This is a genomic window from Paenibacillus tundrae, from assembly GCF_036884255.1.
Lineage (GTDB): Bacteria > Bacillota > Bacilli > Paenibacillales > Paenibacillaceae > Paenibacillus.
In genome coordinates this window covers 2,940,049-2,957,795 of sequence record NZ_CP145605.1, presented here as the reverse complement: position 1 = coordinate 2,957,795, position 17,747 = coordinate 2,940,049, and the positions used below count along the sequence as shown (strand labels likewise).

Below are 17,747 nucleotides of genomic sequence, written 5' to 3'. Positions count from 1 at the left end.
ACCCGCCCATTTTTATTTCTATCGAGCTGTTTATTCCATAAAAAAATTGATAACTGTGCTACAATATGCTGCCTGTTGAGTCTTAAATCACATCGTTTTTTTTGATGCTCACCTAATCGGCAATCGGACTATGTTCTTGTCCATTTCGGTAATCGGTACAAGTTCTTGTCCTTGGCTCGGGACAAGAACTTGTACCGATAAAATAAAAAAGCCGCTAAAATAGCGACTTCAATGGGACAATGTTCTTGTCCCTCGACAGGTTGAAACCCGTTTCACGTCAAGACACAAAAAAAAACGGCACCTCCCTGCATAAACAGGAAGTGTACCGTTTTTTTGCGTTTAATATCTAATATACATTAATGCATAGGACCTTGCTGACCCTGTTGGTTACCTACTTTAACACGTTTAATGAAGAAGGAAGTGACCAGTCCGATTAGCGCAAGCACTAGTGCAAAAACAAAGGCATTTTGTACACCGGATGTGAAGCCTGCCAATTGATTCTCAGGACTTTCAGGGTTCGCCACTCCGCTTAAGAATCGAGTCTGACCAGCACTCAGAATACTTACAGCTACGGCCGTACCAATCGCACCCGATACTTGTTGGAGTGTGTTCATGATTGCTGTACCATGAGGATAATATGCTGGTGGCAATTGGTTCAAACCATTTGTTTGAGCAGGCATCATGATCATCGAGATTCCGACCATCATAAATACATGTAATGTAATGATTGTACCCAGCGCTGTGGTTGCAGTAATAGTTGAATACATAAATAGAACAACCGCAACAACTGCAAGCCCAATTCTAACGAGCCATTTCGGGCCGAATTTATCGAAGAGACGTCCCATCACTGGAGACAAGAATCCATTGAGCAAGCTACCCGGCAACAATACAAGTCCCGCAGTCAATGCTGTAACTGCCATACCTTGCTGCAGATACATCGGAAGAATCAACATGGAAGACAACATCATCATCATACAGATGAAGATCAAGATCAGACCGATTGTGAACATCGGATATTTGAAAGCTCGCAGATCCATCATAGGTTGCTTCATTTTCAATTGGCGGATGCTGAAGATTAACAAGGACAGCACACCAATAACGAGCGTAATCACTACGACTGGACTTGTCCATCCACCGCCGGTATCTCCATGACCACCTGCACTACTGAATCCATATACTATACCGCCGAATCCAAGTGTAGATAGAACGATGGAAAGCACATCAATTTTTGGCTTCGTCAAGGTCGAAATATTCGGCAAGAACAGCAAACCACAAATTAAGGAGATTACGAAGAACGGCAACGAAATCCAGAAGATCCAGTGCCAGCTCAGATTAGCCAAGATCAGACCCGAGATACTCGGACCACTGGCAGGTGCGAACATAATAACGAGACCGATCAGACCCATAGCTGCACCGCGCTTCTCAATCGGGAAAATAACCAAAATGGTGTTGAACATGAGCGGAAGAAGTAATGCTGTACCGACCGCTTGTAATACCCTAGCCACTAATAAAATTTCGAAGCTAGGTGCAAGAGCAGCTACAAATGTTCCTGCTATGGAGAATATCAGAGAAGTTGTGAACAACTGTCTCGTTGTAAACCATTGTAATAACATACCGGATACCGGCACCAGAATACCTAGAACGAGCAAATATCCTGTAGTCAACCATTGGATCGTCGTTGGGCCAACTTCCAGCAATCCCATCAGTGGCGTTAGTGCCACATTCAATGCTGTCTCGCCGAACAATCCGATAAATCCACTTAATAACATAGCAAATAAGATTGGAAACACCTTATATTGCTTTGTTTCTTCCTGGTTCTGTACAGAACCGCCTTTCATGGAAGCCTCCACGATCCCATCCTCCTCAAACGTTTCAAACTATTTCTCTCTTTGTCTATATAAATGAACTTACGCATATTACACTTGCCACTCCGATGACAGAATAACTTTCCGATCGCTGTTATCCCCAGATTTTTTTGATTCCCTTCTCCAAAGGGAAAATCCGGTGATAAAGGCGAACGCTTTGCTTCTTCATGTTATTTCTGTCCCCTCCGTTCCCGTGTAATGACTAAGTTCGATTTATATAGCTTACTTATAGGGCGTTTTTCGCCGCTACCGACAAGTAATCAGCAGCCGTCAGCAGAGGCTGTTTGTCCTGATTCGTCAGGCTGATAATCAGTGCTCCCTCCATCATGGAGATGATCAGAAGTGCTGTATCACGTGCCTTTTCTTCATTCATGCCATCCAATAACAGATGTTTCTTGATGATCTGCTGCCAATCAGCGAATACACCCTGACACGCAATTCGCAATTGATGACTGATACAGGAAGTCTCTACGGCTGCCCAGAAACTAAACGGCAAAAAACCCGTAAATCCTGCAGCTTCCGTCTCGTCAGCCAAGTCATGGATGAATTGCTGAATGGCGTCTCCCGTGTTGTCATGTGCAGCAAACGTCTCTTCAAACACCTGTAGGATATGCTGATTGGCTTTCTCAATGCATACGTGTGCCAGCTCTTCCTTGCCGCTTGGGAAATAGTGATACAACGATCCCTTCGGCGTACCGCTCTCCTTGATGATCTGATTCAGACCTGTCGCATGATATCCTTGTGAAAAAAACAGTCTCGCTGCTGTGCTGACAATAAGCTCTCTAGCATTGGACTTTTCACTCATGGAGCCACTTCCTTCAAAAAATTATAACAATCGGTCTATATAATTAAAACCGCATTTGAATGCATTGTCAATCATTTGTTTTAATTTTTAACTTCCTTATTTTGAATAGTGAATTACCATACTCATTTTCGTCGTAACCGCTCCAGAATGTTGGTATGCATGCGGTCTATTCGCTCGGAAACGAATGGATTCCCCCGCTCGAACCATGTATTCTTCTTCCTCTATGCGAATGACAACTTCTCCTTCGAAGACCGTAATAAATTCCTCACTTCCTTCAATATGAGGCTCTGCTTGTAGATCAGCTTCCAGATCCATTTCCATCATATACATCTCAAAGTGACGTCCATCCTCAAATGGAAAATGGGGATAGATTCGTATTTTTCCATTGTCCTCAATCCATGGCTGGACATCCGATCGTTTCACAAGAAGAGTATCTGAAGCCTGTTCATGAATTAATGATGTAAAAGAGGTCTTCAATCCGTTAGCAATCTTCCATACGGTTGCGATGGTTGGATTAGATACACCACGCTCAATCTGTCCTAACATTGTCTTACTGATCCCCGTTAATTCAGCTACCTTATCTAGACTTAACTTTCGTTCTTCCCGGATTGATTTCAAATTTTGCGCCAGGATCGTATTAACCTGGTTCTTCACCATGCCTCACTCTCCATTCTTTTTCTTCTGTACTCTATTATAAACCTATTGTGCGTTATAGAGCACATATTGTACAATAAAATAAATTCGTGCATTATAAAGCACAAAAATACTTTATATGGCACACGAAAAGGATATGGAGGCTATATGTTTATTATTCCGTTACTGATCTATGCTATCGTATCTTCCTTCAGCCCAGGACCTAATAACATTATCGCAATGACAAGCGGACGAGATCACGGGTTCAGCAAGACACTTCCTTTTATAGGAGGAGTCGCATTAAGTTGTATGATCATTATGTTACTCTCCAGTTATTTCAGCCTCATGCTTCATCAATTCATTCCAACCGTCCGTCCAATACTTAATCTATTGGGATGTATGTACATGCTATATTTAGCTGTAAAAGTCATGTTAAGTCATTCCAAAAAGGACAACGCTTTACGTACTTCTCCCTATAGCTTCAGTTTTGGTTGCGTGCTGCAATTCATCAATCCCAAGGTCATCATATATGGTCTGACTGCCATCTCCATGTTTGTCATTCCACTAGGACAATCACACCACCATCTAATCTTATTCTCGTTGATACTAACGCTGATTGGGATTAGCGCCAATATGACATGGGCACTCTGTGGTTCGTTATTCCAGAACTTATTATTGAGACATGAAAGGCTGTTCAATGTGTTGATGGGGATCATGCTTATCTACAGCGCCGTATCCATCTTAGTTTCTAAGTAGAACACAGAACACAAGCAAGCGTTCAGCCCCCATACCGGAGTTGAACGCTTATATCCTTGTATAATAGTCATATTTCGTTTAGATCATTTGTATCATTTCATGCATGTTAACTAGTTCATTATCTGTACTTCCCTATTTTTAACACGTCATTCAATACCTCGTTTATTCCACGCCTCCATAGCTAATTCACTGTTGATACTCACTGCCGAAAGTGCTCCTAAGGATGCAGCCGCAATCGCTTGATGATATTCAGATGCAGCGTCGCCCGCGCTAAACACACCTGGAACAGAAGTTTTCGCTCGTTCATCCACAACGACTGTACCTAATTCATTTACTTCACATCCTAAAGATTGCGGCAGGTCTGATCCGATAGACAGCTTCGGTGCGAAGAAGATACCACTGCACTCAATCTGGTTGCCATCTTGCAGGATTACGCGTTGTACTATCCCATCCTGTGATTCAATGCGCCCAACTGGTGATTCATAGATCGGAACGCCGTGCTGCTGCAATTCCTCACGTTGTTCATCCGTCATTTCATCTGGTCCATTCGTACAAATTGTATATTGGTTCGTCCAGCCTGCGATAATTTGAGCTAAGTGTAAGGCTCTCGCTCCATTTACAATTAATACGAGAGGTTGATCCCTCAGCTCCCATCCATCACAATAAGGACATACAAATGCGGTCTTGCCATATACTTCAGACAATCCATCAAGATCAAGTGGGAGATCCTTCTTACCAACTGCAAACAGAAGCTTTTTACCTTGTAGCACTAAACCATCCGAAGTCGTAATTCGAAACGAACCATCGCTTCCTTCCACAGAAGCTGCCGTATCTTCTACAAATTGTACTGAAGGAAAAGCACTAATCTGCTCTTTGGCAATCCGTCGAAATTCACTAGGGCTAACTCCCTCTCTTGTCAGAAAATTATGAGCTTTTTGCGTAACCCGATTTCTTGCCTGCCCAGCATCAATTACAGCAACACTTCTTCTTGCCCGACCTAATACCAAAGCTGCATTCAGACCCGCAGGTCCTCCACCAATAATTATCGCATCCAAAATTTCTTTCATATCAATACACCCTTTCCAGATATATTATGTCTCTAATTTAATCAAAAAAATAACTGCCTAAGCAGATGTTAATCTACTTAATAGAAAATCAGTGATACAATGAATCGTTATTTCTTAATTTCTTCCATGTAGACCGAACTATAGAAAGCTGTGCAGGTAACCGTATGTACAGCGATAGATACGATCGCGACATCGATGAACTTATTTAATGGTACAGGATCGATAGTGAACACCTGCTTTAATCAAACTATTAAAGACCCCTTATATCGATAATATACATTCAATTGATCTTTGGCAAGATAAATTTTGTAGCACCATCTTAAGATTCTCCCCAGTAACACATAAATTAATTTTTCACAATTAAAAAAGCTCTTGTTTTTAAATTGTTCACAATCAATTGACAGTATTTTTAATACTAAAAAGTTGCTTATTTCACATAGTAAACGGAATGCTATAATAAGTTCACAAGATATATAAGTATAGATATAGGACGTGAGTACTTGAAAACATTGAATAAAGGGTCTCAACCCAAAATTGAACTAGAGTTCAACTCTATTCCCAAAGTCTTCTTTGACACGATCAAAGTTGGAATTATCAAGTCCAATTTAATCGCCATGTTGGCAGGTTTATGCTTGGCTCTGTATGTATTCGATGCTTCATTCTTGGCTAACATTGTACCGATTATTCTTTCGGTCATTGGCTCCTCTCTCATTATAGGAGCTGCCGGCGTATTCAACAATTTGTATGATCGTGACATTGACGCCATCATGGAGCGCACCAGAACACGTCCAACTGTAACTGGACAAGTCAACACTAAGTCTGGACTAATTCTAGGTATTACCATCACCATTATCGGCGGAATACTTCTCTACATTGCTTCCCCGTCGGCTGCTGTCTTTGGTATTCTAGGTCTACTGCTCTACGTGTTCCCATACACAATGTGGACCAAACGCACAACGATTTATAACACTGAAGTAGGAAGCTTGTCTGGAGCTGTACCTCCTCTTATCGGTTGGGCAGCCATCTCCCCAGAACTTGGTCACTTTGAAATCTGGGCGCTAGTGGTGACTATGCTGTTGTGGCAAATGCCTCACTTTTACGGTATTGCGATTCGCAGATTTGATGAATACAAAGCAGCAAATGTTCCAATGCTTCCTGTTGTAAAAGGAATCAGACGTACCTACATCCAGACAAATGTTTATCTGGTATTACTGATGGCTTCCAGCTTCTTATTCTGGCCATTAAGTCCATTTGTTGCGATCGTTGCCTTCCTTGTAAGCTTGGCATGGTTCATTTTGAGCGTAGCTACTTTTGACAGAAACGAAATGAAGAAATGGTCACAAAAAATGTTCATCTTCTCCATTAATCACATTACGATTGTTTTCCTTGTTATCATTGCTTATTCTCTAATTGCTCAATTAATCAAATAATAATAGATAGATAAGCAAAGAGCCATATCGACCAACTCAAGACGAGTGATTGATATGGCTTTTTCATGTGACGATAAGCTAGTTAAGTTAAATCATTTACTTTAACAAGCCTTCACCAGTTGCATTTCAAATTTTGCTTTTCATTCTACCTTATCCAACCTTAGCAGGTGTATGTTCACCTTGCCAGAGCAGTTGCATCTCTTCACTCGTTTCAAGTAAGTGATTCAAACTGCCTTCCGCTTCAATGCGTCCATCCTTCATTACAATGATATGATCGGCTCTAGATAATGCGGCTCTACGATGGGAGACCGCAATACAGGTTACCTCTCGCTCACTGGCCAATCCTTCCCAAACTAATTGTTCTGTTTCCACATCTAGCGCACTGGATAAGTCGTCGAAGATAAACAGGTCTGCCTCGGTCATCAGCATACGCGCGGTAGACGCCCGTTGAATCTGTCCGCCTGACAGCATAACGCCCCGAGGACCCACAGATGTCTCAAGTCCTTCATCGAGATTTTCAATATCCTTCTTCATTACGGCTAATCGAATCGCTTTTTCCAGCGATTCATCTACCGATTCTCGTTTACCTTGAACAATATTCTCACGTAATGTATCGCTGAATAAGCGTGGAACCTGCGGTGTATATGCTGCTCTTGGAGGCATCAGAAATGTAGCTGGATCTACCTCTTTTCCATTCCAGCGGATCGTTCCCTCCTGTTTCGGCAGAAGACCCAGAAGCGTGCGCACCAAGGTTGATTTCCCTGATCCAATACGCCCTGTAATGACAAGGAATTGCCCTCTCTGCAAGCGAAACTCAACATTCTGTATCCCGTTCGTGGAATCTGGATACTGATAACTCAGATTACTCACTTCTAACTCTTGGAGTTCATCTCCTGGACTTCGCTCGATGTCAGTCAGCTCAGGAGGATCTTGATTCAGATAGATTTCCCGATAATCCATAATTCGGTTTTCCTCGCCAGGGCGAAATAATTTGCGCATCCGATCAAAGGACACCTTTAGCCGTTTATGTTGGAATACCATATACCCAAACAAGGAAATACTAAAGCCGATGTTGGCAAGATAGGACGTGAAGAGTGCAAAATCACCCACCGTAAACTGCCCTGCTCTCATCTCCGCTGCACACATCAGCAGAATTAAGCCAGTACAGATACTAAGAACGTGTTGATTCAGTGATCTCATCCACTGCTTGAACAGATTATCCCGCAGTGCTGCTTGGCGGCGTTGTTCATTCAAGGTATTGAAGCGGGATGAGACATGCTCTTCTGCTTGCCCGAGCTTCAGCGCCTGCACAGCTCCAAATGTCTCAGCAATAAAACTGGTGATCCGACCGGTCGATTCACGATTGACTTGAGCATACTTACGAGCCCGATTGCCTGACAGGTTATTAAGCATTGTAACGATAACCAGTGGAAGTACAGCAACCAATGTAATCTTCCAATTGATATTAGCCATAATGATGATTGAAACGATGGCAAATACCAGCCTACCCCAGAAGTCGACCCAGGACTCTACATACTCAACCACTTCATCGACATCATCGCGGAACCGACTCATCGCCTCACCTGGTGAAGCCGGAAGATTCCGACCAGGCCAGCGCATAATACCTGCAAGCATATTCGTTCGTAATATCGCTTGTATGTGATACACATAGGTAATCCAAGCATAAAAAGCAGTAAAGAATGTGCCGATTCTGGCCACTCTAACTAGTGCAAGAAAGATTAATGGAACCGCAAGCCACAAGTAATCGGTAGATCCGATGGTCACACGGTCAAAAAACCATTGCATACCAATCCCGATGGCAAGCGGAAGGGAATGAAATATACACCATAACAACCCATTGATTATAAATAATAATAATTTGAATCGAAATAAACGACCTATAAATCCTGCGACATTCAAGCCAACTCCTCCTCTCTACCCGTCATGCGCAATCTTGCATAATGTGAATCCGGATTATTCGCGAGCTCTTCTCTCGCTCCAAATTCGACAATCTCACCATCACTCAGCACCATAATCTGATCTACTTGATCTAGCGTAGCTAATCGATGTGCGATAATTATGCCTGTGCATTGTTTCATTAGTTCATCAACCGCTTGCTGCAGCAACATCTCTGTAGCAGCATCCAGACGTGAAGAGGGTTCATCTAGGATAACTAGACTTGGCTCTGTCAGAAATACACGTGTTAGTGCAAATAGCTGCGCTTCTCCAGCCGAAAGCGAAGAACCGCCTGCTTTCAAGTGAGTGTCTAATCCTTCCGGTTGTGTATCGATCCATTGACGCAGCCCGAGTCGCTCTGTCGTTTCCATAATCATGCTGTCTGAAACTTCCGAGTTAAATAACGTCAAGTTATCCCGTAGCGTACCGTCAAACAACTGTACATCCTGCGTAACCATTCCAACCCGGCGGTATAAAGCAGGTAGTGTTAGCTCCGTGATATCCTGGCCTCCGACCCGGATTACACCCTGATTCAGATTATACAAACGAAGAAGAACACGACTCAGACTGGATTTCCCACTACCCGTGCGTCCGATAATACCAAGACGTTCCCCAGGCTTAATTTTAAAAGAAATATCTCGCAATACCGGTTTATCCTCGTTATAGCTAAAATGCACATGTTCGAACTCCAGACCCAGTGCACCTGCAGGAAGTGTATCTCGGTTTCCGTCTCTAATCTCACTGCTCAGGGAGAGCAGTTCTCGTGAGCGAAGCATGCCGGATTTGGCTTTCTGAAATTCTTGCACCTGATCTCCCAGCATCTCAATTGGATCATTCAACATCTGTGTGTATTGATATATGAGGAACAACGTTCCTAGACTAATCGCCCCTTGCATGTAATTGTGAACACCAAGCATGAGTACCGCAGTTACAGCTATGGCAAACAAAATCACCGTTGTATTCCACGGAATAACGCGAAGCATCCAAGCTCTGCGCCCTTTCAAAAACACGATTCGCATCAATCGATAGAAGCGATTCATCACATAAGGCACATGACCGTTTGCCTGCACATCCTCAATACCAGCAATACGCTCCTCAATCATACCGAACAAGGACGCACTTGCTTCTCGCTCGTTTTTGGATGACTGCACACCCATATTTCGAATAAAGACCATAAACAGAATCGATACCAGTGTGAACACCGTCATTACCAGTGCAATCGGTGTATTAATCGTGAACATGAAACCAAGGATTCCAGCAAGAAGTACAAAGCTGCCAATAACCTGCACAATAAACATCGCAAAGAAATTAGAAATGCTCGTGACATCGCCATCCACCCGTTCGATCATCTCTCCAGGCGTTTTCACATTATGGAACCTCATATCAAGTCCAAGGCAATGCTTCAGCAGATCACCCCTTAGTTGATTCGTTGCCCGCCATGCGACATCATTACCTAAATAACTTACAGCTACAGTTAACAGTTGATTGAAGATCGCAATAATTAGAAATATACCTGCAAGCTGAATGAGACTAGAAGCTACGCCCCCACTCGCTGCTGTATCAATAAACCGCTTGATGATCTGCGGATTGAGAAGCTGTAATCCCGTCGATGTCAGCAAAATAATTAACAACAGAACCAGTCTCATTCGGACTGGCTTTAGATACCTCAATAGCCATGACATCGATTTTTTCTCTTGTTTAGGCACCTCGCCCCACCTCCAACGTACGGATCACTTTGTTAGAACTATTAAATACATCATCTCAAACTCTGCTTAACTAGGCTGAATCATATATAATTTCGCTAAACCATACATGAATTCTATGATTGTATTGATGTTGTACCATTTTACATTCTCCTACCTATTATTTATTTTGTTTCTGGATGATTCTGAATGATTACAATAATTCCAAAACCTAACCAACTCTAAACTTGACCCTACATCTCTTCACGAGCCAACACGAACAAACGTATACCTAATTCACATGCTTGATCGCCCCCTTTCTTATGAAACTTTTGCTTGCAGTGCACGACAAAAAGCCATAGATGAACTAAGTTCATCTATGGCTTCTATAACAAGAAGAATACCATTAGATTATGTAACGTTACTGGCCTTCTCCTTGACATTCGCACTACGGATGAGCGTCCATGACAGGATGCATAAACAGGACTGCCAGACGCTATCTTTCAGAGGTCGTTCAAAAAGTCGATTTCTTTCTAGTTTCATCCCATCTTCTCGGTATGGAAACCCGTCTTCTTGAACATGTACTCTAACGCAAATGGTTGTGTCATCATGCTCATGCGTATTCAGTTATCGATTAGATATCAATTTTGGCATGAACATCATTACTACACCCACCCGTCTCACATATTTGTTGTTTATTGTATTCGTTAAAAGGTCAGTACGTCAAGAACATATTTACTGAATTGTTATTTAATTCATGTGATTAATAATGTGAACGTATGCTACGCACGCTTAATAACCTAAGTATGGAATATCTCTGAGGTAGACTTTTATCTTATGCACCTTCCATATTCCTCTGCTGTATAATAGCTCAACATTTCGATCATATACATAATGGGAGTCACCGGTTAATGTATTCCCAAGAACATAAGATTGAGACAATGTTGCTGTTGTACTGCTCGTATAATGAATGCCGGTTTCTGGAGCACCGAATCGCACGCCTTCACCCTGCAACTGCAGTCCATCCAGAATGGATTGAATCAATTGCTCCGTAAAATAGGGCTTAAAATACGCCCTTATTTGTTTAATATCTGGCATATTAGACGTTGCATCTAACTTGGTTAACAGTTCATTCAATCGGGCTTGAGTTAGTTTCTGAGCATCAGCAATCTGAACGGGATCAGGTTGTATGCTAATCATGATATGGTGATTATCAAGACTAACATTTGCCTGCTTGGCTTCCTTGTTCCATTGTAGCTCGGCTCCTAACGTTTGGCTGACAAATCGGAGCGGAACATATGTTGTTGCATGGATCAACTCAACGGGTGAATCCATAGATTCAATGTAATCATTAACAATGGCATTTTTGAAATTAACGGCCAGAGCAATCTTCTTATCATTTTTGGTCAATAGAATGCTCTTCGAATACTTATCCCATTTTACATTTGCACCCAGATGCTGTGATACCACCCGCAGTGGAATGAGCACCCGATTATTCACAATGACCCCCGTATGAATCTCCGCTCGGTTCGTTTCTGCAAATCCAGGTACTGCCATTATGCCAAAGAGCACGGATGCAACGCATACGGATACGACCTTCTTAAACATATTCAACCTCCTAGGTATAGATGATCGTTTTTCACTTTTCTCTATCCTAAGTAACACTTCATGCCCCCTAGAAGTTACTGTGACACATTTAAAAAAGTGCTGATCACTGTAAACAAACCACACATACATTCGTGATGAAATACATTGGTTTATGCACTCTGCTGTAGCGCGTGAGCCTCCCGCTCCCTCGTGATCAGCCGCTTGTGAGCAATCCATAGAAAAGGAAGCCCAAGTGCCGTGATCAACGCAAGCGGAAGAAATACAGCTATTCCATGTCCTCCGAATTGGCTCAGTAATAAACCACCCATAATCGGTGCCATAACGTTACCAAAATTGTTAAAACCAATTGTGCCAAAGTACGTGCCTTTCCATTCTGGCTTCGCAATTCGATCAATCAGCATATCCATCATTGTAAATAACAACACTTCTCCAACGGTGAATAATACAACACTGACCATCAGTAGTGCTGCGCCACTCGCCATACCGAACAGTAACAAACTTGCTGCCACCAAGAGATTACCCCAGATGAGCGGTACAAGCGGCGGTGCATTTCGAAATGCACGCACGATAGGATACTGCACGATTAGCACCGTTACAGCATTGAGCGATAACATATAGGAGAACAACTGACTTCCATTATCAAACATTGTACTACGCTCCATGTATTGGGCAAGCGTTGAACCAAAATGTCCATAACCAAGTACACAGAATGTCGTTCCAATCAGTACTGGCAAAAATACACGATCACGTCCAGCCGTAGCCAATGCATCGCGTAAGCGTGGTGCCTTCGCCTTCGAGGGCTGTGGTAGATTAGCATGTTGAAGCTGGAATTGTACAATTAACACAAGACCATAAACAATGTATACGAGCCCAGAGATCAGAAATGGAAAAGTCGATTGCGCTGACCCCAATTGAAATCCAATGATTGGACCAAATACAACCCCAAGATTAATAGCGGCATACCTCAGATTGAATACGAGCAGTTTGTTCTCCGGTGGAGTGATGTCCGATAACAGTGCCCGTGACGTTGGCTCAAAGACAGCGCGACATAACCCATTGAGCGTATTCGCCACAAAGAACACCCATAAATACTCTGCCTCGGAAAAGATGAAAAAGACCCCTGCCCAGCAAAAAATGGAGACCAACATAACCAGTTTACGACCAATCCGATCTGAGATATAGCCTCCATAAAAGCTCACCATCACTCCAGCCAATGAACTGACAGCGACTGTGAATCCAGTTTCCGTCGGTGTTGCTCCAAGCACACTCGTTAGATAAATCGATAGAAACGGAATGCTCATCGAGGTTACCAAACGTCCAAACATCGTTCCAACAATGATTGTCCAAGCTAAAGGGTGAATCTGCCTTAAATGTTGCTTCATTCGTATGTTCTCCTGTTCTCGTTGTTAACGTCTAGAAGGTCTGCCCTTCGTCTGTTGAATTATGTATAATTGTATAGAACAAAGGGGGAAATAAAAGTGTAAGAAATTAAATAGACATTTCACCTTTTATTGAACTCTAATTTGAACAACATTTTTTATAAAGGAGATTATCTTTTCTTGGACACAACAACCGCTCATTATATGCGACTTACAACAGCGAATGAGGTTACATTTAAACTACATACACCGGTTCCCGTAACGATCGATACACTATCCACTGTCCTATGTTGCACGCCTCGAAATGTTAAATTCATTTTGCGAAAGCTGGAAGAGAAAGGCTTTATCCACTGGCAGCCAGGGATTGGCAGAGGTCATCATTCTACATTAACCTTGCTCCACAGTGAGAATGAGGTCATGGAAGATCGCTTCACGGAACTCATGAGGAAAGGTAAGATGAAGGAAGCCATTGAATTCATTGGCACTATGGAGAATAATGAGACTCTTCGGGAACAATTGTTAGATTCGTTGTATAAACAAATGGGATTTCACAGCCATTCGGAAAGCTCTTCGGGTCAGGATGTTCTGCGTATGATGCGATCTCGTAGATTGGCAGATCTGGATCCCGCATTTGTATACAATGCTTTTGAAACCTACTTGCTTGGGCAAGTGTGTAGTACATTGGTGACCTACGATGCCAAAACCGATACGTTCCTGCCTGATCTGGCTCACATGTGGGAAAGTAGCAAGGATCATCAAGTATGGACTTTCTATTTACGTAAGAGTGTGCGCTTCCACCACAATAGAATGTTGACATCTGAAGACGTTGAATTTACATTACAGCGTTTACGAAGAGTAAATAGTCCAGTTATTTGGTTATATCGTGACATTGAACAAATCGAAGTTGCTGGAGATTACTGCATTCGCTTTTATTTGAGCCGTCCCAATCAATTCTTCTTGCATTTGTTCAGTTGTATTCCAATGACGATCCTCCCATACGATGTTGATGTATCCAAACAACTCATTGGCACTGGGCCTTTTCAGATTAGTGAGATCAATGAGGATTTATTGAAACTTAGCGCATTTGATAACTATTACGGTATTCGTCCTTACCTTGATCAAGTCCATTTTTGGTTTGTACCAGACCTTGAGTCCAATGAACGTCACTATGAACTACCCGGAACGGATCGGTTGGAGCAATCTACTCATTACGCACAAACTAACAGTTTCAATTATCCTGCTCTGGGCTGCCAATATATATTGTTCAATTTTAATAAACCTGGTATCTTTCATCACCCCAAGTTTCGGCAATCAATGAAAATGGTCTATGATCCTGTTTCACTGGTAGCAGAACTGGGAGGCAATCGCATTACGCCAGCAAACAGCCTTTTGCCCTGGAAAAGTGCCGAGCATCATTGGACTCCTTCCTCACTTGAGCAAGCACGTGATCTGCTACACAGCAGCGGATATCTGGGTGAGACGCTCATATTATCGTACTCGGAGAACAAGGATGTCTTAGCTGCCAACTGGCTTCAACAACGAGCACAGCAAATTGGCTTACATATCGAACTGTCTCCGACGAATGAGTGTCTGTATCCTACTAATGCGATGAATGCCGATCTAATTTTAGCTGAAGAAATTTTGGAGGAGGATTGGCAATATGGGTTGATTCATTTTTTTACGAATCGGTCGAATCACCTTCATATCTGCATGGCGCCACATTCACTAGACGAGTTAGAACAGAAACTGGATTCGTTTGGACAGCTTGATAAGCAAGCACGCGCACAACTGTTAGATGAAGCCGAGGATTTGCTCAGGGACAATTACTGGATTTTACATGGATGTCACATGAACAAACGTGCTCAGCTGAACCAAAGTTTATTCGGCATGCAAACAGCTGATTTTGGCTATATGGACATTTCCAAGCTGTGGATTAAGAATCAATAGGTTTTGCGATGATCACATTTATACCCTAACCCTCACATACACGCACATCTTAAGTTGTATCCATTAAAAAAACCGCCTTCATGTTAAAGACGGTTCTTCACTCTATTGGTGTTGCTACTGTTGTTGCTTCTATGACTCAACGCTCTCGCCCAATGATATAATCTAACAAATGTCGGAGAAAAGGAATGTTCTTACGCATCTCATGCAAGGCATCCGTTGCCTGGCAGTAGTGTTCCCACATCTCCTTCTTCGCACCTTCTTCACCAAGAATGGATACAAAGGTTGAATTATTGTTCCGCACATCCTGACCTGCTGGTTTGCCAAGCAACAAATGATCTCCAACCAGATCGAGCAGATCGTCCTTAATCTGAAAAGCGATGCCTGCATGATAGGCAAATTTTTTCAGTGTGTTGATCTCAGATTCAGGTACCTGTGCCAAAATAGCCGGCATAACGAGTGCAGCTTCAAACGCAATGCCTGTTTTGTAAAAACAGATCTCGTTCAGTTGCTCCAGGTTCAGCACTTTGCCTTTGGAATTCAAGTCCATCGCCTGTCCCATACACATATCCTCCGCTTTTTGTGCAGAGTAGCGAATGAGTGAAAGTACCGTTTGGGGATCGAAACGATCCAACGAGGATTGCTCTCCAATGGCTCTTTGGATCAAGTACAGACCCGTTAGCTCAGCTGTTGCACTGTTATGCAAGTGATGCAATGTAGAGCGGCCGCGGCGTGTCGATGCATTGTCCTGTGTAGGCAGATCATCGAAAATAAGCGAGGCAGTGTGCATATATTCGAGCGATCGCAAGAGCGGTACAATCGCTGCTTCCTGCAATCCGTATTCACGTACTCCCATTACCCACGTCAGAATGGGCCTTATTCGCTTACCATCCCCCTGAAGGCTGTAGTTCGATGCATCAATAAGGGTTTCTTTCATTTCATGAAGTCCGGTTGGCTTAGAAATCTGTAGCTCCTTATTGATCTGTTCACGAACCGTGCGAATCGTATCTACAAACTCCTGCTTCTCCTTCTTGTCCTGTCGTAGATGAATGACGACCTGATCACGAAGTAATTTATCCAGGAAATCGACATCATCGGCTTTCTGTACCATTTTCTGTACGAGTCGGTTGAACTCCGGTTGGCCGGATGCCAGAATGTCCATAATTTCATTATATTTAGGCTGACCCAGACGTTCTCTACAGCGCTTAAGTCCATTGATGGCACGGTCGAGTATGACTTCACGTGTCTGATCATCTGAATGATATACGTCATGGATCAGGTGAGAGATTACAGTCCAATACAACTCATAAGGATTAATAAGATCCGGTCGCTGATCGCGATACGTCAGATAATATGTGTATGGGGTGACCGCACCCTCCTCCAGATCGTCAAACATATCAGCAAAGTCATCCGCAAGTTGATTATAAATCCCATAATAGAAGGTACGTAGATCAAACCCTTCATCTTCTGGCGCACTAAGCACCGAACGAACAATCAATCGTGAAGAAGAAGACTTGATAATAATCGGAATGTATAATTCCTCATTTGAGTAATGAGCGTTTGATAACGTTTTGGCGCGATCTATCTCTTGGGATTGGAAGAACACATAAGATTGCTGCAAAAAGGTGCGCTGTGTCTCGGGTCGCTGATAATTATGAATGTACTCAAATGCCTCGCGTAACTCCGCATGCACATATTGAATGACATCATGATACTCCCCCTTCCACTCTTCGATGTCTGGAACGACACCTGTCAGAAGTGCTTCACGGATCATAAGAGAATACTGCTCCTTCTCTTCTACAGTGAGTGCCTGCGAGTCCAGCAAATCATCGATAAAAGGATAGGTTAATCCGTAAGAATAGCCCAATCGAATTGCCGCATCTAATCGCTGAGCGCGTTCATCAGAGGGTGTCTCTGCATTCATATCATCCGTAACGTGCAGCACAACACCAAGTATGATTTTGATCAGCTTGCGCTGTGCATTCTCTGCATCCAATTCCTCAGGAATGTTGGCTGCCACGCTCTTCAGTTTGTTCATTACCCAGATGATTGCAGATTCTACATTCTCCTTCTGAGACCAGCGATACAAGGCAGCCAAACTGATGTAATCCGGCTCTCTGTTCGATTGGGACGCAGATGATAAGAAGTACCGTTTTGTATCTTGAACAACTCGCTGAATACGAGCTTGAGTATCCGCAGAATCCAGTGCTTTTCCTAAATCTCTCATATAAATATAAGAAATACTGCGATCTAGATAATCGTCTAATTTCCCCGACACATTCAACCGGTGAATATAACGCTGAACGTCTTGAGGGTCTGGTTTTCGTTTACTTCGTGATAGGAAGGACAACCAGGGATAGCGGTGAATGTGTTTCTTTTGCCATAAATGAATGTCTTGTGTAAGTTCAGTCGTATACGTATGATTCATAAGCTGTTTATGGAGGGAAGCAAAGTACTGCGCTGCCTTTTGCTCGGCTTGCCCATACTCTGCATCAACTCGCTCAATCAATGCGTTATTCATAGGATGAAATACCTCAACTTCTATTAGTGTTAATTTCGTCAGCTCATGTTCTTAATTGGTATACGGCGAAATCACATTTTGGTTACGAAATTGATACGTAT

Annotated in this window: 12 protein-coding genes; 3 read left to right on the top strand and 9 right to left on the bottom strand. The window is 42.8% G+C overall.

The window, feature by feature from the left end:
- Positions 1-356: 356 nt before the first annotated feature.
- The 3 genes from V6W81_RS13300 to V6W81_RS13290 form a co-directional block, all read right to left on the bottom strand.
- Positions 357-1,838: a DHA2 family efflux MFS transporter permease subunit gene (locus V6W81_RS13300; RefSeq protein ID WP_145047783.1), complete on the bottom strand. Its 1,482-nt coding sequence runs from the start codon at positions 1,836-1,838 to the stop codon at positions 357-359.
- 253 nt (positions 1,839-2,091) lie between these two features.
- Positions 2,092-2,670, bottom strand: a complete 579-nt coding sequence (locus V6W81_RS13295; RefSeq protein ID WP_056692037.1) for a TetR/AcrR family transcriptional regulator — start codon at positions 2,668-2,670, stop codon at positions 2,092-2,094.
- Between the two features lie 96 nt (positions 2,671-2,766).
- A complete protein-coding gene (locus V6W81_RS13290) occupies positions 2,767-3,327 on the bottom strand; it encodes a helix-turn-helix domain-containing protein (protein WP_338543653.1) in 561 nt (186 codons plus the stop codon).
- Positions 3,328-3,471: 144 nt separating this feature from the next.
- Here V6W81_RS13290 and V6W81_RS13285 point away from each other — a divergent pair, with 144 nt between their 5' ends.
- Entirely contained in the window at positions 3,472-4,059 is a 588-nt protein-coding gene (locus V6W81_RS13285) for a LysE family transporter (protein ID WP_338543651.1), read from the top strand.
- A 146-nt stretch (positions 4,060-4,205) separates the two neighbouring features.
- Here V6W81_RS13285 and V6W81_RS13280 read toward each other — a convergent pair whose 3' ends face one another.
- Positions 4,206-5,126, bottom strand: coding sequence for an NAD(P)/FAD-dependent oxidoreductase (locus tag V6W81_RS13280; protein WP_338543650.1), 921 nt, complete (start codon positions 5,124-5,126; stop codon positions 4,206-4,208).
- Between the two features lie 500 nt (positions 5,127-5,626).
- Between V6W81_RS13280 and cyoE the strand changes: the two genes are divergently transcribed.
- Positions 5,627-6,556, top strand: a complete 930-nt coding sequence (gene cyoE / locus V6W81_RS13275; protein ID WP_145047533.1) for a heme o synthase — start codon at positions 5,627-5,629, stop codon at positions 6,554-6,556.
- Positions 6,557-6,706: 150 nt separating this feature from the next.
- Here cyoE and V6W81_RS13270 read toward each other — a convergent pair whose 3' ends face one another.
- From V6W81_RS13270 to V6W81_RS13255, 4 genes are all read right to left on the bottom strand, one after another.
- Entirely contained in the window at positions 6,707-8,476 is a 1,770-nt protein-coding gene (locus V6W81_RS13270) for an ABC transporter ATP-binding protein (protein WP_145047532.1), read from the bottom strand.
- Positions 8,473-10,218 (bottom strand): ABC transporter ATP-binding protein, encoded by a 1,746-nt coding sequence (locus V6W81_RS13265; protein ID WP_338543648.1) that lies wholly within the window; start codon positions 10,216-10,218, stop codon positions 8,473-8,475. Before V6W81_RS13265 ends, V6W81_RS13270 begins: the two co-directional genes overlap by 4 nt.
- 768 nt (positions 10,219-10,986) lie before the next feature.
- A complete protein-coding gene (locus V6W81_RS13260; RefSeq protein WP_338543647.1) occupies positions 10,987-11,802 on the bottom strand; it encodes a copper amine oxidase N-terminal domain-containing protein in 816 nt (271 codons plus the stop codon).
- 149 nt (positions 11,803-11,951) lie between these two features.
- The gene (locus V6W81_RS13255; RefSeq protein ID WP_338543645.1) at positions 11,952-13,184 is read right to left on the bottom strand and encodes an MDR family MFS transporter; all 1,233 of its coding nucleotides are present in this window, start codon (positions 13,182-13,184) and stop codon (positions 11,952-11,954) included.
- A gap of 177 nt (positions 13,185-13,361) precedes the next feature.
- Between V6W81_RS13255 and V6W81_RS13250 the strand changes: the two genes are divergently transcribed.
- Positions 13,362-15,128 (top strand): ABC transporter substrate-binding protein, encoded by a 1,767-nt coding sequence (locus tag V6W81_RS13250; RefSeq protein ID WP_338543644.1) that lies wholly within the window; start codon positions 13,362-13,364, stop codon positions 15,126-15,128.
- 136 nt (positions 15,129-15,264) lie between these two features.
- On the opposite strand, the gene V6W81_RS13245 is transcribed toward V6W81_RS13250, so the two are convergent.
- A complete protein-coding gene (locus tag V6W81_RS13245; protein WP_338543643.1) occupies positions 15,265-17,646 on the bottom strand; it encodes a polyprenyl synthetase family protein in 2,382 nt (793 codons plus the stop codon).
- Positions 17,647-17,747 lie beyond the last annotated feature (101 nt).

Excerpts from the sequence above, each read along its gene's own strand:
- V6W81_RS13300 (WP_145047783.1), bottom strand. The coding sequence starts at position 1,838 with ATGAAAGGCGGTTCTGTACAGAACCAGGAAGAAACAAAGCAATATAAG.
- V6W81_RS13295 (WP_056692037.1), bottom strand. The coding sequence starts at position 2,670 with ATGAGTGAAAAGTCCAATGCTAGAGAGCTTATTGTCAGCACAGCAGCG.
- V6W81_RS13290 (WP_338543653.1), bottom strand. The coding sequence starts at position 3,327 with ATGGTGAAGAACCAGGTTAATACGATCCTGGCGCAAAATTTGAAATCA.
- V6W81_RS13285 (WP_338543651.1), top strand. The coding sequence starts at position 3,472 with ATGTTTATTATTCCGTTACTGATCTATGCTATCGTATCTTCCTTCAGC.
- V6W81_RS13280 (WP_338543650.1), bottom strand. The coding sequence starts at position 5,126 with ATGAAAGAAATTTTGGATGCGATAATTATTGGTGGAGGACCTGCGGGT.
- V6W81_RS13260 (WP_338543647.1), bottom strand. The coding sequence starts at position 11,802 with ATGTTTAAGAAGGTCGTATCCGTATGCGTTGCATCCGTGCTCTTTGGC.
- V6W81_RS13255 (WP_338543645.1), bottom strand. The coding sequence starts at position 13,184 with ATGAAGCAACATTTAAGGCAGATTCACCCTTTAGCTTGGACAATCATT.
- V6W81_RS13245 (WP_338543643.1), bottom strand. The coding sequence starts at position 17,646 with ATGAATAACGCATTGATTGAGCGAGTTGATGCAGAGTATGGGCAAGCC.